Origin of the sequence: Corynebacterium pelargi, from assembly GCF_014635485.1 — a bacterium.
In the GTDB taxonomy this organism is placed as follows: Bacteria; Actinomycetota; Actinomycetes; order Mycobacteriales; family Mycobacteriaceae; genus Corynebacterium; species Corynebacterium pelargi.
The window spans coordinates 294,541-314,969 of record NZ_BMCX01000003.1; the positions used below are offsets into that span (position 1 = coordinate 294,541).

Here is a 20,429-nt window from a genome sequence, read left to right on the forward strand (position 1 = left end):
CCCCCAAACGCAAGGAACATTCCAACACCCGTGACTGAACACACTTCACCCTTGGCTGTGGTGGTGCTTGCCGCTGGCGCCGGCACCCGCATGAAGTCCAAAACTCAAAAGACGCTGCACCGCATCGGCGGGCGCTCCATGTTGGCGCACTGCTTATATGCCGCCGCTGGCATGCAGCCCGAGCGCATCGTCACCGTGATTGGGCACCGCCGCGAACAAGTTGAGCCTGCGGTTGTGGCCGTGGCAGAAGAACTTGCGAGCACCGCACCCCAAACCACCATCGAGACGGTGGTGCAGGAAGAACAAAACGGCACAGGTCACGCCGTGCAATGCGCCATGGCTGCACTCGAAGGCTTCGAAGGCACCGTGGTGGTAACAAACGCCGATGTGCCACTGCTGCGTTCTGAAACGCTCACGCGCCTGGCCGCCGCGCACAACGCCGCGCCGACCGCCGTGACAGTGCTCACGATGGACTTAGACGACCCCACCGGCTATGGCCGCATTGTCCGTTCGGATGATGGCGCAGTAACGGCCATCGTTGAGCAAAAAGACGGCGACGAGGCCACGCTGCAAATTCACGAGGTAAACTCCGGCGTCTTTGCTTTCGATGCCCAGATTCTGCGCAGCGCGCTCCAAGAACTGCGCGCCGATAACGCCCAAGGCGAGCTCTACCTCACCGACGTGCTGGGCATCGCCCGCGAACAGGGCCACCACGTGCGCGCCTACCAGGCAGAAGATGCGGGCGAACTCGCAGGCGTGAATGATCGCGTCCAGCTTGCTGCCGCAGGCTTTGAGCTCAATCGCCGCACCGTTGAAGCCGCCATGCGCGCAGGTGCCACGGTGATCGACCCGAACAGCACCTGGATCGATGTTGAGGTCACCATCGGCCAAGACGTAACCATCTACCCCGGCACCCAATTGCTTGGCCGCACCAGCATTGGCGATGATGCCGTGATCGGCCCCGATACCACCTTGGACAACGTGCAGGTAGCCGAGGGTGCCTCGGTGATTCGCACGCATGGGTTGGATTCGGAGATCGGCAAGCACGCCCAAGTCGGCCCCTTTAGCTATTTGCGCCCAGGCACCAAGCTCGGCGAGGAAGGCAAACTCGGCGGCTTTGTCGAGGCCAAGAATGCCGTGATCGGGCGCGGATCGAAGGTCCCGCACTTGACGTATATCGGCGATGCCACCGTGGGCGAGGAATCCAATATTGGCGCCTCGAGTGTCTTCGTCAATTACGACGGCGTGAATAAGCACCACACCACCATCGGCTCCCATGTACGCACCGGCTCTGACACCATGTTCATCGCACCGGTGAACGTAGGCGATGGCGCCTATTCGGGAGCAGGTACAGTGATCAAAGAAGACGTTCCCCCAGGAGCGCTCGTTGTCTCTGGAGGCAAGCAGCGCAATATCGAAGGTTGGGTCGCACGCAAGCGCCCCGGCACCAAGGCTGCTGAAGCCGCCGAGGCAGCACAGCAGGCATCTGGCCACCACACCAAGGAAGGTTAAAACCCCATGACATGCCAGAACGCGTCCACCAACGAGAAGAACATGATGCTGTTCTCCGGTAGGGCTCACCCCGAGCTCGCCGAGGCAGTGGCCAAGGAACTGGGCACGGAAATTACCCCCACCACCGCCCGGGACTTTGCCAACGGCGAAATCTTCGTCCGCTTCGAAGAATCGGTCCGTGGCTGCGATGCATTCGTATTGCAATCGCACCGCCAGCCGCTGAACAAGTGGCTGATGGAACAGCTCATCATGATCGATGCCCTCAAGCGTGGATCCGCCAAGCGCATCACCGCCATTTTGCCCTTCTATCCTTATGCTCGTCAGGATAAGAAGCACCGCGGTCGCGAGCCGATTTCCGCTCGCCTGGTGGCAGATCTTCTGCGCACCGCCGGCGCAGACCGCATCGTGAGCGTGGACCTGCACACCGACCAGATCCAGGGCTTTTTCGACGGCCCCGTGGACCACATGCACGCCATGCCCATCCTGACCGACTACATCCAGTCCAACTACTCGCTGGACAATATCGTGGTCGTCTCCCCCGATGCTGGTCGTGTGAAGGTGGCCGAGAAGTGGGCCAACACCCTCGGCGATGCACCGATGGCCTTCGTGCACAAGACCCGCAGCGTAGATACCGCCAACGAGGTTGTAGCCAACCGAGTGGTTGGCGATGTAGCAGGCAAGACCGCCGTGCTGCTCGACGACATGATCGACACCGGCGGCACCATTGCCGGCGCCGTCGGCGTGCTGCGTGATGCCGGTGCAGAAGATGTGATTATTGCCTGCACCCACGGTGTGTTCTCCGACCCCGCCCGTGAGCGTCTCTCGCAGTGCGGCGCCAAGGAAGTCATCACCACCGACACCCTGCCCCAAAACACCGAGGGCTGGGAAAACCTCACGGTGCTGTCCATTGCTCCGCTGCTGGCTAAGACGATCCACGAGATCTTCGAAAACGGTTCGGTGACCACCCTCTTTGAGGGTTCTGCCTAACCTCACTCCCTTTTTCTACGCATCCCGGAGCGCTTTGAACACGCGCCCCGGGATGTGCCTTATCTGCACGTTTTCACACCCCTTCCAAGGAACCCCGTTGCCTTCTCAACCTTCTTGGCCTGGTCTGTACGGTTTCCACCTCGGCGCCATCTTGAACCAAGGCTCCACCACCTTCCGCGTGTTCGCCCCGCAGGCACACTCGGTGCACCTCGAGCTCATCAGCGCCGATTCCCTATCGCCTGGCCGCTACCCTGCCGTGGCCTCCGAATACGCCGGTTGCTTTGAGCTCACGCTCGAAGGCGAGCTCGAACACGCCGTCTACCTTTGGCGTATCGACGATCAACCCAGCATCGATCCCTATGCCACGGCCTCATTGGTCAATGCCGAAGCCTCGGTCGTACACCGCAACGCTCCTGTGCCGAGGATGCCGGCCTTTGAGGGCAACCCGGTGATCTATGAGGCACATATCCGCGACCTCACCATCGGTGCCGATAACGGCATCGCGCACAAGGGCAAATTCTTAGGATTGTGTGAATCCGGCACCCGGACTTCCTCCGGGCAGATCACCGGCCTTGATTATCTGCGCTCTTTGGGCATCACACATGTGCAGTTGTTGCCCATCTACGACTTCGGTTCCGTCGACGAACGAGGCGATCTCGGCTGGAATGCCCAGTACAACTGGGGATACGACCCAGTGCAGTACAACGTGCCTGAGGGCTCCTATGCCACCGATCCTTTTGATCCCACCAGCAGGATCGATGAGTTAAAGACCATGATTCGTGCGCTCCACGATGCTGGGCTGCGGGTGATTATGGATGTGGTGTACAACCACGTGTACAAGGTGGATGAATCGAGCCTGCATCACACCGCCCCTGGCTATTACTTCCGCTATCGCGATGGTCATTTGCTCAACGGCACAGGGGTTGGCAATGAAACGGCCTCGGAACAACCCATGATGCGCAAGCTGATCGTGGACTCGGTGATGTATTGGGCCGAAGAATATGGCATCGATGGTTTCCGCTTCGACCTCATGGGCATTCACGATGTGGACACAATGAATGCGGTGCGCGAAGCTCTTGATCGCATCGATCCGAGCATCCTTGTTCTTGGCGAAGGCTGGGAGATGGGGCATCACCCCACAGGGGTGCTTGGCGCCAACCAGCGCAATAGCCACCTCATGCCGCGGATCTTCCACTTCAATGATCGCTTCCGCGATGCCATCAAAGGCTCGGCACTGCACGCCCATTCCTCCGGGGTGCTGTCTGGGGCGCGAAGCGAGCCGTTGATGCGCCAGCTTTTCCAAGAATTATCCGGCCGTGGCTTGCAACAATCGGTGATTTATAACGAGGCGCACGATAACGCCACGATGTTTGACAAGTTCGATGCCACCGTGCCGGGTGTGGATCCCGCGGATCGGGAAGCATCACTGGCCAGGCGCTGCATGTTGGCAACCACCCTGCAGTTTTTTGCCAAAGGCATTGTCTTTATCCACGCCGGCCAAGAAATGATGCGCACCAAAGGCGGCGATGAGAACTCCTATCGCAGCCCCGATAGCGTGAACGCCTTCGATTATGAGCGCGCTGCACGCTTTGAGCAGTACGTTCGACGCTTTCAGCGGCTGTGCACCCTGCGCCAAGACTACGATCCTCAACGCATTGATGCGGTAGAGATCACCGCCTCGCACATGGTGCTCAATATCGACGGCAGGTCGTTATTGATTGATGTTGAACGCTTGGCCATGATCGACTTGGAGCATCCTGATATTGATGTGCTACTCTGATCCAGGTCTCGGCGAGGGCTGGCATCATGCTGGCCGTTATCGACGCGATGCATCGCACTAAGGTGCTGGCTTAATACTTTTTGCCTGCGGTGACTCGACGAGAGTTGGCCGCAGGCGTTTTTCGTCTCGGCCGAGAGCAAATACCAAGAATTTTCTAGGAGAGACAATAATGGCTGGTTACCCCACCGTTTCTGCAAAACAGCGCGATGAATTTGGCAAGGGCGCAGCTCGTCGCCTGCGTCGTGCAGGCTTCGTTCCCGGCGTCATCTACGGTGGCGCTTTGGAGGATCCGATCCACTTCGCCGTGGACATCCTCGAACTGCACGCCCTGATCCGTAACAACGGCACCAACGCCGTATTCGAGCTCGACCTCGAAGGCGAGCCCCACCTGGCCATGGTCAAGCACGTTGATCAGAACGTGATCTCCCTGGATGCCGACCACGTTGACCTGCTCGCCATTAAGCGCGGCGAAAAGGTTGAGGTTGAGGTTCCTGTGGTTCTCGAGGGCGAAGTTGCTCAGGGCGCACAGCTCGTTCAGGATGCTGACGTTGTGCTCGTTGAAGCTGACGTGCTCTCCATCCCCGAAGAGATCGTTCACTCCGTGGAGGGTGCAGAGATCGACACCAAGATCCTGGCTTCCGACCTGCAGATGCCTGCCAACACCACCTTGATCGCCGACCCCGAGACCGTGATCGGTTCCGTGGGCCACGAAGAGGTTGCCGAGGAGCCTGAGGACGCCGAGGAGCAGGCCGCCGAGGAAATCGACGAGACCGACGCTTCCGATGTTGAGGCTACCGAGGAAGACGCTGACTAATAGCTTCTTTCAAGCTCATCGCCCCGCCCCACCGCAAGTTGTGGTCGGGGCGTTTTGCTTTTGATACGCCTGGATAGGATATTGCCATGCACGTGATTGTCGGCCTTGGAAATCCAGGCCCGAAATATGAAGGAACTCGCCACAATATCGGCGCCGCTGCGCTTAAGGAGCTCGCCGAGCGTTATGGCATGGGCTGGAGCAACCACAAGCGCAGCAATTGCGCCATCGCCCAGGGGCGTATTGCCAATAACCCGGTGTTGCTTGCGCGCCCGCGCAGCATGATGAATCTATCTGGCCAGCCGCTGAAAACGCTGATGCAGTTTTATAAGCTCTCCCCGGCGCAGCTTATCGTGCTCTTTGATGATCTTGAGCTCGACTTCGGTGATGTCCGTGCGCGCAGCGGCGGTGGGGATCACGGGCATAAGGGCCTGCGTTCAATTTCGCAGCAGCTCGGCACCAAGGAGTACCACAAGGTAGGCATCGGCATTGGCCGCCCACCTGGTCGGATGGACGTGGCGAGTTTTGTATTGAAGCCGTTTAGCAAGGCAGAACAAGCAAGTGTGCCGATTGTGCTTGCCGACGCTGCCGATGCGGCCGAAGCACTACTGCACCCTTAGCTCTTTGCGCAGCTACTTGCGCCAGCGGGCCTCAAGCACGGCGGCGGCGAGCGCTGCGTCGTCAAGCGAAATGGCATCGGCTTTTCTCAGACGATGCAGCACAACCGGGCAGCGGGTGCAGCGCGGTTTAGATTTACAGCACTTCGACTTAGGGCGGCCTTCTTCTAAAGCGCGACGAACCTTGTCCAGCTTGTCAGGCTTGAGCGCCTTGGCGCCTTTGTACTTCGGCTTGTGCTTTTTGCCATAGAGGCTCTTGTAGACGTTCTTCTTTTTCCCCACGTGCTCCAACTTAGCATGCCCTAATTCATAAAAAGCTCGCTAGGATACATCTCATGGGCATTTTCTCTAAGATTCGTGAACTTTTCGGTGCTTCCCAGGACAAAACAGCACGGCTGGAGGCCGATTACTTAGTCGTTGGACTCGGAAACCCCGGCGCTAAATATGCAAATACGCGCCATAATATTGGCGCCTTGGCCTTAGAGCAGCTTCTCGATGGCGAACAACTGCGCCCCTACCCCGGTGGTGCACCAGCGGAATTCGCCATTGTCGATATCGCCGGCAAACAAGTGGCGCTGGTTCGCTCCACCACCTATATGAATGTCTCCGGCGAAGCCGTCAGCCCACTGGTCCAGCACCTACACGTGCCGTTGGAAAACGTCATCGCACTGCATGATGAGCTCGACTTGCCCCGCGGCACCGTTCGCATCAAGCAGGGCGGCAATGAAAACGGCCACAAGGGCCTATTGTCCATCTCTCAGCACTTAGGCACCCGCGATTACCTGCGGATCCGCATCGGTATTGGACGCCCGGAAGAAGGCACCACCGTTTCCGACTATGTGCTGGACGCACTGCCCTCGGACGCCACCACCCAAACAAGCGTTGAGCGTGCAGCCCAGGCCACTCGTGCCGTTATCGGCAGTGGCGTGGCTCAGGCACAACAAGAATTCCACGGGAAATAAACACCATGCGCACCATTGTGATTACCGGGGCAAGCTCTGGCATTGGCCGCGAGGCCGCGCGCTTGCTTCAGCAAAAAAGCGAAGACAACCTCATCCTTGTTGGCAGGAACGAGGCTAAAACCAAGGCCTTGGCCGATGAGCTGGGTGCGCGAGCACTCGTGGCTGACTTCTCCCAGCTCGACCAAGTTCGCGAGCTTGCCAAAGCACTGCGCGATGAGCCCATTGATGTGCTAGCCAATAACGCCGGTGGTCTATTTGATGGGCCCAAAATTACCGATGACGGCTATGAGCTGAGCTTCCAGGTCAATCACTTAGGGCCGATGCTGCTGGTTCACGAATTGCTTGACACGCTCATGCAGCGCCGGGCGCGCGTGGTGGCAACGGCAAGCATGGCCAACCTCTATGCCCGTCCTTCTTTGGAGGATATTCAAGGCCTGAAGCGCTTTGATCAGCACCGCGCCTATGGCAACGCCAAATTGGCCAATGTGTTGTTCACCCAGGAATTGCATCGCCGTTATCACCCGCGGATCTCGGCCTGCAGTTTCCACCCTGGTGTGGTGGCCACGAGCTTTGCACGCGATGCCGATTCTTGGATGCAGAAATTTTATAAATCCCCCTTGGTCAAAGCGGTCGGCATTAGCGCTGCTGATGGCGGAAGCAATTTGGCCTACTTCATCGACGGCACTCCGGGAATCACCTGGGAATCCGGCCAGTACTACAACTCTCGGCGCAAAAAGGGCAAGGTGCATCCCTTCGCGCGGAAGAAGAATGCCGCGGCGCACTTCGATATTTGTTCCACGCTGCTTGGGACTGAGTGGCCTGCTTAAAGCCCAATTGGACACTGGCAGTATCGTTGTAAGCTATGAGTTCTTCTGCCACTACCGCCCAGGAAGCATCCAGGCGCCGTACCTTCGCCGTGATCGCACACCCGGACGCTGGTAAGTCCACGCTCACCGAGGCACTCGCGCTGCATGCCCACGTCATTTCCGAGGCCGGCGCGGTGCACGGCAAAGCTGGGCGCAAGGCAACTGTCTCCGACTGGATGGAGATGGAAAAAGACCGCGGTATCTCCATTGCATCCTCGGCATTGCAATTCGAGTATGCCCCCGAGGGCCATGAGGGCGAGCCCTACATGATTAACCTCGTTGATACCCCTGGTCACGCGGATTTCTCCGAAGACACCTACCGCGTGCTCACCGCCGTGGATGCCGCCGTGATGCTGATCGACGCAGCTAAGGGCCTCGAACCTCAAACCCTGAAGCTCTTTAAGGTGTGCAAGGCCCGCGGTTTGCCCATTATCACCGTGGTAAATAAGTGGGACCGCCCAGGTCGCACCCCCTTAGAGCTTGTCGACGAAATCGTGGACGAAATTGGGCTGCAACCCACCCCCTTGTACTGGCCGGTTGGCGAGGCGGGAGATTTCCGCGGTCTGGCCCGCCTCGACGTCGATGGCGAAGTCGAAGAATATATCCACTTCCTGCGCACCGCAGGTGGCTCCACCATCGCACCCGAGGAGCACTTCGACCCAGAAGCCGCTGCCGAAAAGGAAGGCGAAGCCTGGGAGGCCGCGGCCGAGGAAGCCGAGCTCCTTGTCGCCGATGGCGCAGTGCATGACCAGGAGTTGTTCTTGCAGTGCGTGACCTCACCGCTGATCTTTGCATCGGCAATGTTGAACTTCGGTGTGCACCAGATCTTGGACACGCTGTGCCAATTGGCCCCGGCCCCTGCAGGGCGTGCCTCTGATCCGCGCGCCGTGGAAGAAGCCACCTCGGCCATGGATGCCGAACGTGATGTCACCGATCCTTTCTCCGGTGTGGTGTTTAAGGTGCAGGCCGGCATGGATAAAAACCACCGTGATTCCCTGGCCTTTATGCGCGTTGTATCAGGTGAATTCGATCGCGGCATGCAAGTCACCCACGCGCAATCCAATCGCAGCTTTTCCACCAAATACGCCCTCACGGTGTTTGGCCGCACTCGCTCGACGGTAGAAACGGCCTTCCCCGGCGATATTGTCGGTTTGGTCAACGCCGGCTCCCTTGCACCGGGTGACACGATTTATGCTGGCCGCAAGGTGCAATTCCCGCCGATGCCGCAATTCGCACCCGAGCACTTCCGCACCCTGCGGGCCAAGAGCCTGGGCAAGTACAAGCAGTTCCGTAAGGCCTTGGATCAGCTTGCCAGCGAGGGCGTGGTGCAGATTTTGCGCAACGATGCCCGCGGCGATGCAGCACCGGTGATGGCGGCTGTAGGCCCCATGCAGTTCGAGGTGATGCAGGCCCGCATGGAAAACGAATACAACGTGGAAACCTCGGCGGATCCTATTCCCTATTCCGTTGCCCGACGCACCACCGCGGCCACAGCCCCTGAGCTTGCAAAGCAGCGCGGGGTAGAAATCTTTACCCGAACCGATGGCGAGCTCATCGCGCTGTTTAGCGATAAGTGGCGCCTGCAGTTCATTGAAAAAGAACATCCCTCCTTCGAGCTCTACCCCTTGGTGGCCGACTAAATGGGCGTTTTGAATTCCCTCCTTGAAGCCACACTGCTCATCGGCGGCGTGCCTATTTTGTGGCGCGAGATCATCGGCAACCTCTTTGGCCTCGCCAGCGCCTATGGAGGCATGAAGCGAGTGGTGTGGGCTTGGCCTGTGGGAATCATCGGCAACCTTTTGCTCTTTACTGTTTTTCTTGGCGGGGTGTTCAATACCCCTCAAAACCTCGATCTGTATGGCCAGGCCGGCCGGCAGGTGATGTTCCTTTGCGTCAGCCTCTATGGCTGGTGGCAGTGGTCTGCCGCCAAACGTCGCGGCCTGCGCGAATGCCAAGACGTTGATCCTTCCCGCTCCATCGTCAGTGAGCCCGCAGCGGTCCAACCCCACTGGGCCAGCAAGCGGCAGCGCCTTGGCATGGCGGTGTTCGCGATCATTGCCACGGTGGTCTTTGCTGCTATCTTCCAGGCACTGGGATCCTGGGGGCCGTGGGCAGATGCGTGGATTTTTGTCGGTTCCATGCTTGCCACCTTCGGCATGGCCAAGGGCTGGACGGAGTTCTGGCTTATTTGGATCGCCGTCGATATCGTGGGCGTGCCCTTATTGCTCAGCGCCGGTTATTACCCCTCGGCAGCGCTGTACGTGTTCTACGGGGCCTTCGTGCTCTGGGGATTCGTTACCTGGCTCAAGGTTCAACGCCAGCAGGATTCCCAGGAAACCCCGTCTGCGCGCTCTGCGCTAAGCAGCCATAACGCTTAGGCGCTGGCCTTTAGAGGTGGCCTAGACCGATCAGGATTAAGACCACCGCAACGAAGTAGCCGGCGCCGGCAGACATTTGTTGGCTATGTTCGCGCGCCCAGGCAAAGCCTCTTCCGGCCAGGCTGCGGGGGCGCCTGCGTACCATGCCCACGGCAATCGCGGCTAAGAACGGAAGGCTCAGCGCTAGGGAGGCATAGAGCACCAGGGCGGTATATCGGATGGCTACCGAAAAGCCACCCACGCTCAAAAAGCCGAGGCCGATATAAAAGGGCACTGAGGTCAGTGATTGCACTGCTCCGAGCACCATGCCTGTGAGCAGCGTGTTCGCGCTTGGTTCTCGCAACCAGCGCATCACCTTGGCCACGATTTGGCTAGAGTCGCCACCTCCGCGCCAGGTGAGCACGGCGCTTAGCGCACCTACCAGGATCAGCACCACCCCGAACCACGGGGATTCAATCGCGTGCCTGATTGGTTCGCCAATGGAATCGAAAAGCAGCAGCACCGGCACGGAGCTTAAGAAGACGCCCAACCAATCACCGCCGACGAGCAGTGCGATGATGCGACGGTATTTCCCACCGGGTGGAAGCACGACGCCGATGGCCACGATCACGCCAATGAGCAGCACGTTAATCGAGTCGAGCAATGCGTAGCTGACTGCTTGAAACATGCAGGCGTACCTTCACTTTCGACCGGGTGAGTAATAGAGACAGACTACCTGCTGGCCTTGGCACTACCCTTGGGGGTATCTCCGCTTGCCCCCAAATCTTGAAACTCGCCCCCACGCTTTCCAAGCGAACTACGATAGATGGGGGTATCAGCGGGCTACCCCTCCCGCACGACATAGATCGCTGTAAAGGACAGGCGCTTCACACATGGCACAGGACTGGAACGACAAGATCGAATCCGCAGGCCGCATGCTTCCACTCATTCACCAACTCCACCGCAATAACAATGTGGTGGTTTCGGTATTCGGCCGCTTGCTTATCGACGTCACCGACATCGATGTAATCAAGGCGCATCGCTATTCCCGCCTTGCAACCGAAGAGGAACTCTCCCCTGCAGACACCCTCCCGGTACTCGAGGCATTAAGCACCCTGGATTTGGGCACAGCCTCCATCGATCTCGGCCGTTTGACTGTTGCCCACCGTGAGCGCGGTGGCGACTTGCTCGAATTCCTCAAAGAGGAGCTCAAGGAAGTTATCGGCACCGAGCAGCAAATGGAATCGACTGATGTGGTGCTCTACGGCTTCGGTCGCATCGGCCGCCTGCTGGCTCGCATCCTGATCCAGCGCGAGGCTGCCTATGGTGGCGTGCGTTTGCGCGCGGTGGTGGTGCGCAAGAATGGTGACAAGGATCTGGTGAAGCGCGCCTCGCTGCTGCGCCGCGACTCGGTGCACGGCGCCTTTAATGGCACCATCACCGTCGATGAAGAAAACGACGTGATCTGGGCCAATGGCACCAAGATCCAGGTGATTTACTCCAATGATCCCGCCACCGTGGATTACACCGCCTATGGCATCAACGACGCCGTGGTGGTGGATAACACCGGCCGTTGGCGCGATCGCGAGGGGCTTTCCCAACACCTGAAGTCCAAGGGTGTGAAGCGCGTGGTGCTCACCGCACCCGGCAAGGGTGATTTGAAGAATATCGTCTACGGCATCAACCACGGCGATATCACCGATGAAGATCAGATCATCACCGCGGCATCGTGTACCACCAATGGCATCACCCCCACCTTGAAGGTGATCAATGATCACTACGGCATCGAGCATGGCCACGTGGAAACGGTGCACTCCTTTACCAATGACCAGAACCTCATTGATAACTTCCACAAGGGCGAGCGCCGCGGCCGCGCTGCTGGTTTGAATATGGTGCTCACCGAAACTGGTGCCGCCAAGGCCGTGTCCAAGGCGCTCCCGGAGCTTCACGGCAAGCTCACCGGCAACGCCATCCGCGTGCCCACCCCGGATGTCTCGATGGCGGTGCTCAACCTCAGCCTGAATCAGGAAGTGACTCGCGACGAGGTCAATGCCCTCATGGATCGTGTGGCACTGCACTCGGATCTGCGTCAGCAGATCACCTACATCCACTCCCCCGAGGTGGTGTCTTCAGATTTCATTGGCACCACCCACGCCGGCATCGTCGATGGTTTGGCCACCATTGCCGATGGCAAGCACTTGGTGCTCTATGTCTGGTACGACAATGAGTTCGGCTATTCAAACCAGGTCATCCGCATCGTCGAAGAAGTAGCAGGCGCTCGCCCCACCGTGCTGCCTGCACGCATTCCTTCTTCTGAGCTCTAAAACGCTCAAGCGCTGCCCCGGGGCCTGCTAGGCAAGCAGATCCCGGGGCATTGTGATGTCTCGGTGTAATACATCGCTGATGATCGGCGCCCACGGCAATTCCAAACCGGCGGCTTCTACGAATGCTTCGTCTTTGAGCATGCTGATATCACCGTGATAGGCCTTGCCCTGGATCAGCACAATCAGCCGGTGAGCCAATAAGGCGGCAACGTTGACGTCGTGAGTAGAAAATAGCAGCGCTGTTCCTGCTTCGGATTTCTTTTCCAACACGTCTAATAGTTGCCGAGTTCCCCGTGGATCCAGCCCGGCTGTGGGCTCATCCAGCAGCAATACCCCAGGGTGCATCGCCAAGGCGCCGGCGAGCGCCACGCGTTTGCGCTGGCCGAAGGAAAGCTGGTGTGGAACATGCTCACGCAAGTGGCTAATACCAGTGGCATCGAGGGCTTCGTCGACGCGCTCACGCACCACGGCTTCCGATAGCCCCAGGTTGATCGGCCCATAGGAGACGTCAGCAGCAACAGAGGTGGCAAAGATCTGGTCATCGGGTTCTTGGAGCACCATTTGTACCCGGCTACGGACCCGATCCCTTCCTTTGCGGTTGTAGGTCACCTCGGAGGCGTCGACAAGCACCCTGCCGGAACTTGGCTGCCACGCACCGGCAAGGATGCGCATGAGCGTCGATTTGCCCACGCCATTGGCACCAAGCAAACCAACCCGTTCCCCTGGGCGGATATCGAGGCTGACGTCTTGGAGGATCTGGCGTTGATCACGGTGAAAAGACACCGATTCTGCACTCAGCATTGGGTTCATCGTGCTCCAATCAATCCGAGGCTTAGCAGCACCACAAGCCAAAGAAGGCTCAGGGCCAAAAACGCTCGATTTAGGGTTCGTGTTTCCACCAAGACATTCATTGCGCTCGGGTCGGCGCGCAGCTCAAGGCCTGCTTCTAGGCGCCTGCCGCGTTCGAAGGCGTGCACAAAAAGGCTCGCCGCCTGGCTGCCGAGGGATCGCATCCAGCGGGACCTATTGCTGTGGCCAAGCCGCATGGCCTGGGCGTCCCACATCGTTTTCGCCGTCATGAGCAGCGTGGCCGTCATGGTGTAGGTCAGGGCAATCACGTGCACCAAATAGGCAGGCACCTTGATTTGGCGCAGCCATTGGAAAATCTCCGGCATTGGTGTGGTGAGCGAAAATACGATGGTGGCGCAGGTTGCCAAGGTTGAGCGAATAATGAGCATGCCCGCGGTGTGCGGACCGTTTGGCACCCACACCAGGCCGTGGGGTGAGATCGCCACGATCATGGGAATGACGCTGACGAAGATGAACACCAAGGGTGCGGCCATGAGGCCGGCGAGGATCTTGAGCGGCACCTTCGCTGCCCAGATCACCCAGAGCAAGGTGCCGGCGATCAACAGCGACACCCACCCGGGGCGAACGATCACGCAGACGATGACCAGTCCGAGCAAAAGCGCCGCCTTTTCGCCTACATGGCGCGTGGCCCAGGGGCTTGAAGCGGCGGCGCGTTCAAGCGGATTCACTTAGGTGCTTTGGCTCGAGTTGCTATTACCTGGGTGGCGTAGCTTTGCTTCACGACGACTGCGCTCGCGGTAGGCACCAAAGACATAGCCGAGAAGGCCGGCGCCCATCGCTGCCTGGAAGGCAAACAGACCGGATTCCACTTCGCCTGGCAACTCCCCTACCAGCGGGTTGAACCAGGCTTCATAACCGGGGTTGGTTTCTTCTACCAAGGTCTCGGCGGTGGCGTCGGTACCTGCGAAGGGTTCTTCCACGTCAGCGCCGTTATTAATCAGCATGGGGGCAGAAACGAGCATGAAGGCCAGAATCAGCAAGGCCCAGGTTGGAATCTTTTTCATTTATGCCACCTCCTGCGGCGTTGCACCTTTGGCTTCGGACTTCTCAGCATCGATCACGCCCAAGCGCAGCATGTCGCTGCGGGCGATAGTGGCCAAGGCGCGGAAGATCAACACCGTGACAATCGCTTCTGCGGCAGCGATGGGAAGCTGCGTTGGTGCATAAAGGCTCAAGAAGGTGATCCAGGCGTTGAAGAACCCTGCGTCGTGGTGAGCTGCGGCAAGCTGCGTGGCGGTGACGACGTAGGTGGAAAGATCAGCAAATAGTGCTGCGAAAAAGACACCGACTTCTGCCGAGACTCCCCAGCCGCGGCAGAGTTTCCAGGCGCCGTAGCCGATCCACGGTCCGACGATGGCCATGGAGAAGATATTGGCACCCAGTGTGGTGATACCGCCGTGGGCGAGCAGGAGGGCTTGGAAGAGCAAGACGATGGAACCTAACAGGGCCATCACCGGGGGTTTGAAGAGCACCGCACCTAGGCCGGTGCCGGTGGGGTGAGAAGAAGAACCGGTAAAGGAGGGCATCTTCAGTGCGCTGAGCACGAAGGTGAATGCGCCGGCAGCACCGAGCAGCATGCCGGTACCTGGTTGTTCTTTGAGTTGAGTTTTGACTGCCTTAGCGCCATAGAGCACAAAGGGTGCCGAGGCCGCACCCCAGGCCACACAGTGGCTCACAGGCAAAAAGCCTTCTGCGATATGCATAGAGCGTTTCGCTTCCTTTTGCTTGTGCACCCGAATCCCCGCAGGTGCGAACGAATAAAAGTTACTAGCACCTCAGCCGGTCTCCTGGCTTCTACGCACCTTCAAAGCTCATGTTCTCAGCCTTCCCACCCCAGCAATGCTGCTATCGAGGGGCAGTGACTCAGAAGCGGTGTGTTCTTCGTAGTTACAGTGGCGGGGTCCGCTGTCGGATTTTCACCGACATTCCCGATTGCTTCGGCACTGCATACAACCCTATCAGCGACGCAGTACCCGGCGAGCCCCTTTGATGGCAAGCACAACAAGGGCACAGAAGAAAGCGCACATCAACACACCACTGACCGAGCCAGTGACGATATTGAGCAAGGCGAGTTTCAACACTTTCGGGTGTGCAAGATTTTGCTGCATGATCAAATACACCGGCGCGAGCACACCACTGATCATGGGCAGCAGCCAGGGCCACCGCAGGAAGTGATATTCGGCGCGGGTGCGTTTCGGGGTGCGCAGCGAAAGATAAATCCAAAACAGCACCCCGATAAGCCCCAGAACAGAAGAACCGTGCTGGAGCAGACGAAAGAGTGAAAGCTTGCCAATGGTGTGATCCAGTGGCCCGCCGGGGCTGGTCAGTGGATAGCCTGCGTGCGTGAAGGAATCCCACAACAGGTGCGTGCAGATACCAAGAATGATCGAAGGAATGGCCCAGGCCATGCGGGATACATCGATAGGCTGCGGATCGGGCAAACGTAGCGCCAGGCTACGCGGCGCGCAGTAGCGATAGGCGGGAGCCAGCACGAACACCCAGCTCATCCACAACGCCATGCCTAGCGGCAGATTGAACAGCCACACCCCGAAAAAGCTGTGGGCGTCTGTATATGTCCAGGGCATGCGGTAGAAGGGGTTAATAAACATCACCGCGTCTGGCACGAGCGCACCGATGACCATCGCCGAGGTGATAAGTCGCAGCTTGGACTGCTGCAAGCACGGTCGCTTGAATGCCGCGACTGCAATGGGATGGGCAAGGGTGTATGGCACCGTCGAAACAATAGTCGATATGCCAGCAACTTTGCTAAGACTACGCTGGAACTCGTGTGCATCGGGGCCGTGGTGTTGCCTCGCGTGTGGAAGAAGAAGGAGCCTGAGATGGAACTGCCTGCACCTACCTCGCTTGAACAGATCTTGGTTGATGGATCAATCGCCCAGGCGGCAAGCAGCTATGCCCTAGCGCAGGCCTGCGATCCCTTACTCGATATCAGCTTCAACCCGGTGCCCGGTGGCTACCAGGTGAAGTTTCGCTCGGAGGCAACGCAGACAGTCCTGTTTGGCGTTACCGCAGCCCGCGTTCACGGCACGCAGTGGGAGTGGTTGCAGGAATATGCCTTCGATATTCCTGAGCTTCGCGGCATCCAAGAAGGCAGCGATGCGCTGGTCAGTGCAGCGCGCACCCTCAATGGCAATGGGCCAAGCTACTTCGTGCCCTTAGCCGATGGTTCCTTTGACCTCATCGTGATCAGTGATGCACTGCCCTCACTGCCTTTGGACACAGCTCTCACGGTCGGCTTAGGGGCAGTTGAACACACCCAAGACCTTCCCCGAGCGCTGATGGCCTTTGCCGCCGAGCATTCCCTGGGCTTTGAGCAACGCGGTGAGGCCATCGTTGTGGAAGATGATCAGCAGCGGGTGCAGGTAGACCTTGGCACGGGCCAGATTGCCTCCAGCATGCAGCTTGTCGACGTCCTCGCCGACGCCTTTTATTACTCCACCGAGCATCAATTGTTTTACGAAGGCCAAGGGCTTCCTCCCATCGTGGAGTACTCCCAGGCCCGTGGGGAGACCCCCTATGGCAAGGCCATGCTCATCGCCACGATCCGCGGTGGGACATTCCGCTTCTGTTTTGATCAAGCACCCGCTAAAGCGCTCCAGCAATTCGCCATTGACCAGCACATATCATCGCTCCTCAAGCCGAGCTGGGACGTGGATCAAGCCGAGGGGCTCTATTTGGAAAATGCCGCCAAACCGGTGCTTTCAAGCTGGACGCACGCATTTTGCCAACTTGATGCCGAGACCATGGGGCTGCTGTACTTCCATCACCCTTCCTCGCCACTGCCTCCTTTAAGCAAGGCGGCGGCCTTGGCCACCTTGCAAACACCGATCCCTGAAGCTTTAAACGCCAGGCGTGCCTTGGAGTTTTATGCCTCCAAGCGCGGTGCGCGCCTGCTTGCCACCGATCAGCACACCGCCGAGTTGGAGTGCGCGGATGGCCGGGTGCTGATTTCTTTTGAAGGTGATCGCATCGTCGCAGTGCACGACGCTTTCAAGATGGGCGCCTAGGCGAAGGTTTGCCCCTGGGCTAGGCCATGGTTCAAGCTGGTTCTATGACTTCTTTGGTGATCGCCAGCGACATGGACGGCACGCTCCTGAACCAACAGCGCCAAATTCCTGAGCGTTTTTGGCCCGTGCTCAAGCAACTGCACTCCCTCGGCGCGGTCTTTGCACCAGCAAGCGGCAGGCAGCTTTATACCCTGCTTGAGCAGTTCGAACCGGCCGGTTTTCCCATGAGCGTGATCGCAGAAAACGGCACCGTGGTGTATCACGAAGGCGAGATCGTCTCACTGTGCACCATCGAGGCCTCCCAAGCCCACGCGGTGATCGAGGCGATGGAGTCGCAAGCAGATCAAATCGACTGGGGCTTAGTGCTCTGCCGTGCCGATGGTGCTTTTGTAACCCGGCGCGATGAGCCTTTCTTGGCGCAGTGCCAGCCCTATTACGCCCGAATGGAGATCGTTGATGATCTCCACGCCTATGTCGATGATCAGGTAGTCAAGCTGGCGATTTATAGCTTCGCGGATGCTGAAAGCATCGCAGCGCCGAAGCTGCGAGCCGCCGCACCTGGGCTCAATGTTGTCGTTTCCGGTGCCCACTGGGTCGACATCATGGATCCTGCGGCCAATAAAGGAAAGGCGCTTGAGGCTTTAGCTCAAGCGCTTGGGGTGCCAATGGAAGACACCATCGCCTTTGGTGATTACCTCAACGACACCGAATTGTTGCAAAGCGCAGGCAAGGCTTATGCCATGGAGAATGCGCACCCTCACATCAAAGAGATTGCCGATGCCCTCGCCCCCAGCAACGCCGATGAGGGCGTTGTGGAGGTGCTTCGTGGGGTCGTCGAAAAGCTAAGAGCTTAACAGCGACCGATAAGCTGCGGCGTCGACCTGCTCATAGCTTTGAGGCTCAAAGTGGGCGTCTTTGGTCTTATCAATGAGCACCGCGCGAACCCCCTCCTGGAAATTCGGGGTTCGGCGTAGAGCATTGCCCATAATCAGCTCATAATCCAGGGCCTGGCGGATGTCCTTTGCTTGTGCCGATGCATGGATCAGCTCCACGGCCGCCACAACCGATGTGGGACAGGTGCCCTGGAGGTGCTTGTGCACCATCTGCACGAATGCTTCATCATCGTGCTGCTGCAGTGCGGCTTCGATCTCGCTCCAATGCGGCTGATCAAATACCGCTTGGATGGAGTCTTCGTAGCGGGCAAGCTCGGATTCCTGATCCGGAACTCCCGCATAGCGCTCGAGGGCTGCGTCAATACCTTCGGCGATGAGCTGCTGGGTGAAAGCCTCAAAGTGTTCCGAAGGCACAAAGTGGGTGGCAAAACCGGCCCAGAGCATATCGGCGGGGCTCATCCTCCAGGCGCTAATGCACAGGAATTTGGCAAGCGCAGAGGATGCGTAGCCTTTTTGGCCAACCATGTCGCTGAGCATCTTGGTGCTGCCGACGTCTGGCACAAACCCGATAAGCATTTCCGGCATGGAGGCAAAGGCACGCTCGCTGACGATGCGGTGGGAGCCGTGGGCACTGATACCGATGCCGCCGCCCATGCACACGCCATCAATAAGCGAGATGATGGGTTTGGGATACGAGGCAAGATGATTATTCATCCGGTACTCATGTGCGAAGTACTCGTCGCCTTGTTCATGCTCGCCTTGGGCATCCAGATCATGGATGGCGCGAACATCACCTCCAGCACAGAAGCCTTTTTCTGAAGTGGAGGTGATCAGTACCTGCTGCACCGAATCATCGTGCTCCCACTGCTGAAGTTCTTGACTCACGATGTCTACCATCGCTTGGTTCAGCGAATTCAGCGCCTTCGGGCGGTTGAGCTCAATATGGCCGGTGCCATGAGTGATATTGCTTAAAACCAGTGATTCGTTCATAGCAATAGTGTTGCACACCACGCCGATCTGTGCAGCAGATCACGATTAATCTTCGCGTTCGAGCTTCGCCGCCACATCGGGAACATAACGGAAATCCTCGCGCGGTGGGCGCTCATAGTTATTGCCCTCTGGGCGCTCAGGAATTTCCGGAAGAGGACGGTCGATCTTCTCATAGGGAATGGTGGAAAGCAGGTGAGAAATCACGTTGATCCTCGAACGCTTCTTATCTTCACTTTCCACGGTGTACCAGGGCGCGGTGGGAATATCGGTGTGCACGAACATCTCGTCTTTTGCTCGCGAGTAGTCTTCCCAGCGAGTAATCGACTGCAGATCCATCGGCGAGAGCTTCCAGCGACGCAGCGGATCATTCCTGCGCGACTCAAAGCGGGCAATCTGCTCCTCATCCGACACAGAGAACCAGTACTTGCGCAGCATGATGCCGTCTTCTACCAGGAGACGCTCAAAAATGGGCGCCTGGTGCAGGAAGCGACGGTATTCCTTCGAGGTACAAAAGCCCATCACGCGCTCCACACCGGCACGGTTGTACCAGGAGCGGTCGAAGATCACGATCTCGCCGGCGGTCGGAAGCTTTTCCACATAGCGCTGGAAATACCACTGGCCTTGTTCGCGGGAGTTCGGCGCAGGCAAGGCTTCAATGCGGCAGGTACGAGGGTTGAGGTACTGCGTGATGCGCTTGATGGCAGATCCCTTACCTGCGGCATCACGGCCTTCCATAATGATCACCACGCGAGCGCCAGTTTCCACCACCCACTGCTGCATATCAACCAGTTCTGCCTGGAGGCGCTTGAGCTCTTTCTCATAGGCCTTTTTATTCAGCTTTTTGGGTTTGACGTGCTGATCTTCCGTCGCATTATTCGACTTCTTGGAATCCTTTTTTGCCATGTTTCCAATCTACCGCGCACCACAGCTCTGCATCGTGGGCATCACTTATGCAATAAAAAGAATGCAGAGCAACAGCAGGCCCTCACCCCAATGCGGGGGCGAGGGCCTGCTGTTAGGCGTTGAAGCTACTTCACGGCAAACTCATTAAGCTTGTCCCACTCGGTCTTGCCCTCGATCAAGGTGTTAATCACATCGGGGGTCTCTACGAGATACTGGGGCATCTCTTCTTGCATCTTCTTAAAGTGGTCCGAATTCACATGGGCCTCAGCGGCGTCGTCCTTGAACGCCTCGACGAGCATGAACACATTCGGCTGCTCCACTGATTGGTGCCAGACAAAAAAGAGGTTGCCCTCTTCTGCGCGGGTGGCTTCGGTGAACTCAGCCACCTTCTCCATAAAGCTATCGACGTACTCGGGTTTGACGGTATGGCGGGCGTTGATCAAAATCATGCCCGCCATGCTAGATCAGAAGTGCGCGACTTGCCCACAATGAACGCAAAGAACACCGCAGATCCTGGAATAATGCCAGA

22 protein-coding genes and 1 riboswitch are annotated in these 20,429 nt (G+C 58.3%); of the genes, 12 read left to right on the forward strand and 10 right to left on the reverse strand.

Annotation, left to right across the window (positions count from 1 at the left end):
• The first annotated feature begins 30 nt into the window (after nt 1-30).
• The 5 genes from glmU (at nt 31) to pth (IEU99_RS07830) (ending at nt 5,710) form a co-directional block, all read left to right on the forward strand.
• Entirely contained in the window at nt 31-1,512 is a 1,482-nt protein-coding gene (gene glmU / locus IEU99_RS07810) for a bifunctional UDP-N-acetylglucosamine diphosphorylase/glucosamine-1-phosphate N-acetyltransferase GlmU (protein WP_128890139.1), read from the forward strand.
• A gap of 6 nt (nt 1,513-1,518) precedes the next feature.
• Nucleotides 1,519-2,499 carry a ribose-phosphate diphosphokinase gene (locus tag IEU99_RS07815; RefSeq protein WP_123960525.1) on the forward strand — a complete coding sequence of 327 codons (981 nt, stop codon included), beginning with the start codon at nt 1,519-1,521 and terminating at the stop codon, nt 2,497-2,499.
• Nucleotides 2,500-2,596: 97 nt separating this feature from the next.
• Complete coding sequence (gene pulA / locus IEU99_RS07820) at nt 2,597-4,279, forward strand: type I pullulanase (protein ID WP_164931168.1); 1,683 nt, start codon at nt 2,597-2,599, stop codon at nt 4,277-4,279.
• A gap of 169 nt (nt 4,280-4,448) precedes the next feature.
• A complete protein-coding gene (locus tag IEU99_RS07825; RefSeq protein ID WP_128890141.1) occupies nt 4,449-5,093 on the forward strand; it encodes a 50S ribosomal protein L25/general stress protein Ctc in 645 nt (214 codons plus the stop codon).
• An 86-nt stretch (nt 5,094-5,179) separates the two neighbouring features.
• Nucleotides 5,180-5,710 (forward strand): aminoacyl-tRNA hydrolase, encoded by a 531-nt coding sequence (pth, locus tag IEU99_RS07830; RefSeq protein ID WP_128890142.1) that lies wholly within the window; start codon nt 5,180-5,182, stop codon nt 5,708-5,710.
• Between the two features lie 12 nt (nt 5,711-5,722).
• Here the strand turns inward: pth (IEU99_RS07830) and IEU99_RS07835 are convergent, their stop codons facing one another.
• Entirely contained in the window at nt 5,723-5,989 is a 267-nt protein-coding gene (locus IEU99_RS07835) for a hypothetical protein (RefSeq protein ID WP_128890143.1), read from the reverse strand.
• Between the two features lie 53 nt (nt 5,990-6,042).
• Here IEU99_RS07835 and pth (IEU99_RS07840) point away from each other — a divergent pair, with 53 nt between their 5' ends.
• From pth (IEU99_RS07840) to pnuC, 4 genes are read left to right on the forward strand one after another with little or no spacing between them, the layout of a single operon-like run.
• Complete coding sequence (gene pth, locus IEU99_RS07840) at nt 6,043-6,669, forward strand: aminoacyl-tRNA hydrolase (protein WP_128890144.1); 627 nt, start codon at nt 6,043-6,045, stop codon at nt 6,667-6,669.
• Nucleotides 6,670-6,674: 5 nt separating this feature from the next.
• Nucleotides 6,675-7,496: an SDR family NAD(P)-dependent oxidoreductase gene (locus tag IEU99_RS07845; protein ID WP_128890145.1), complete on the forward strand. Its 822-nt coding sequence runs from the start codon at nt 6,675-6,677 to the stop codon at nt 7,494-7,496.
• Nucleotides 7,497-7,531: 35 nt separating this feature from the next.
• Nucleotides 7,532-9,175 (forward strand): peptide chain release factor 3, encoded by a 1,644-nt coding sequence (locus IEU99_RS07850; RefSeq protein ID WP_128890146.1) that lies wholly within the window; start codon nt 7,532-7,534, stop codon nt 9,173-9,175.
• Complete coding sequence (pnuC, locus tag IEU99_RS07855) at nt 9,176-9,913, forward strand: nicotinamide riboside transporter PnuC (RefSeq protein WP_128890147.1); 738 nt, start codon at nt 9,176-9,178, stop codon at nt 9,911-9,913.
• A gap of 10 nt (nt 9,914-9,923) precedes the next feature.
• On the opposite strand, the gene IEU99_RS07860 is transcribed toward pnuC, so the two are convergent.
• A complete protein-coding gene (locus IEU99_RS07860) occupies nt 9,924-10,580 on the reverse strand; it encodes a sulfite exporter TauE/SafE family protein (RefSeq protein WP_128890148.1) in 657 nt (218 codons plus the stop codon).
• Between the two features lie 205 nt (nt 10,581-10,785).
• Here IEU99_RS07860 and IEU99_RS07865 point away from each other — a divergent pair, with 205 nt between their 5' ends.
• Nucleotides 10,786-12,216, forward strand: coding sequence for a glyceraldehyde-3-phosphate dehydrogenase (locus tag IEU99_RS07865; protein WP_128890149.1), 1,431 nt, complete (start codon nt 10,786-10,788; stop codon nt 12,214-12,216).
• A gap of 27 nt (nt 12,217-12,243) precedes the next feature.
• Here IEU99_RS07865 and IEU99_RS07870 read toward each other — a convergent pair whose 3' ends face one another.
• From IEU99_RS07870 to IEU99_RS07890, 5 genes are all read right to left on the reverse strand, one after another.
• A complete protein-coding gene (locus tag IEU99_RS07870; protein WP_229718431.1) occupies nt 12,244-13,017 on the reverse strand; it encodes an energy-coupling factor ABC transporter ATP-binding protein in 774 nt (257 codons plus the stop codon).
• 5 nt (nt 13,018-13,022) lie between these two features.
• Nucleotides 13,023-13,754, reverse strand: coding sequence for a cobalt ECF transporter T component CbiQ (gene cbiQ, locus IEU99_RS07875; RefSeq protein ID WP_128890151.1), 732 nt, complete (start codon nt 13,752-13,754; stop codon nt 13,023-13,025).
• Complete coding sequence (locus tag IEU99_RS07880) at nt 13,755-14,090, reverse strand: energy-coupling factor ABC transporter substrate-binding protein (protein ID WP_128890152.1); 336 nt, start codon at nt 14,088-14,090, stop codon at nt 13,755-13,757.
• On the reverse strand, nt 14,091-14,789 hold the full coding sequence (locus IEU99_RS07885; RefSeq protein ID WP_128890153.1) for an energy-coupling factor ABC transporter permease: 699 nt from the start codon (nt 14,787-14,789) through the stop codon (nt 14,091-14,093).
• A 58-nt stretch (nt 14,790-14,847) separates the two neighbouring features.
• Nucleotides 14,848-15,059, reverse strand: a riboswitch (cobalamin riboswitch).
• Entirely contained in the window at nt 15,045-15,818 is a 774-nt protein-coding gene (locus tag IEU99_RS07890) for a DUF4184 family protein (protein ID WP_164931169.1), read from the reverse strand. (Overlaps the previous riboswitch by 15 nt.)
• 54 nt (nt 15,819-15,872) lie before the next feature.
• Between IEU99_RS07890 and IEU99_RS07895 the strand changes: the two genes are divergently transcribed.
• Nucleotides 15,873-17,114 carry a DUF6882 domain-containing protein gene (locus IEU99_RS07895; protein ID WP_128890155.1) on the forward strand — a complete coding sequence of 414 codons (1,242 nt, stop codon included), beginning with the start codon at nt 15,873-15,875 and terminating at the stop codon, nt 17,112-17,114.
• Between the two features lie 44 nt (nt 17,115-17,158).
• Nucleotides 17,159-17,968, forward strand: a complete 810-nt coding sequence (locus IEU99_RS07900) for an HAD family hydrolase (protein ID WP_128890156.1) — start codon at nt 17,159-17,161, stop codon at nt 17,966-17,968.
• Here IEU99_RS07900 and IEU99_RS07905 read toward each other — a convergent pair.
• From IEU99_RS07905 to IEU99_RS07915, 3 genes are all read right to left on the reverse strand, one after another.
• Nucleotides 17,957-18,997 carry an enoyl-CoA hydratase/isomerase family protein gene (locus tag IEU99_RS07905; protein WP_128890157.1) on the reverse strand — a complete coding sequence of 347 codons (1,041 nt, stop codon included), beginning with the start codon at nt 18,995-18,997 and terminating at the stop codon, nt 17,957-17,959. The two genes, IEU99_RS07900 and IEU99_RS07905, sit on opposite strands and share 12 nt — an antisense overlap.
• A gap of 45 nt (nt 18,998-19,042) precedes the next feature.
• Nucleotides 19,043-19,900 (reverse strand): polyphosphate kinase 2, encoded by an 858-nt coding sequence (gene ppk2, locus IEU99_RS07910; protein WP_128890158.1) that lies wholly within the window; start codon nt 19,898-19,900, stop codon nt 19,043-19,045.
• A 125-nt stretch (nt 19,901-20,025) separates the two neighbouring features.
• Nucleotides 20,026-20,349 carry a putative quinol monooxygenase gene (locus IEU99_RS07915; protein ID WP_123960545.1) on the reverse strand — a complete coding sequence of 108 codons (324 nt, stop codon included), beginning with the start codon at nt 20,347-20,349 and terminating at the stop codon, nt 20,026-20,028.
• Nucleotides 20,350-20,429 lie beyond the last annotated feature (80 nt).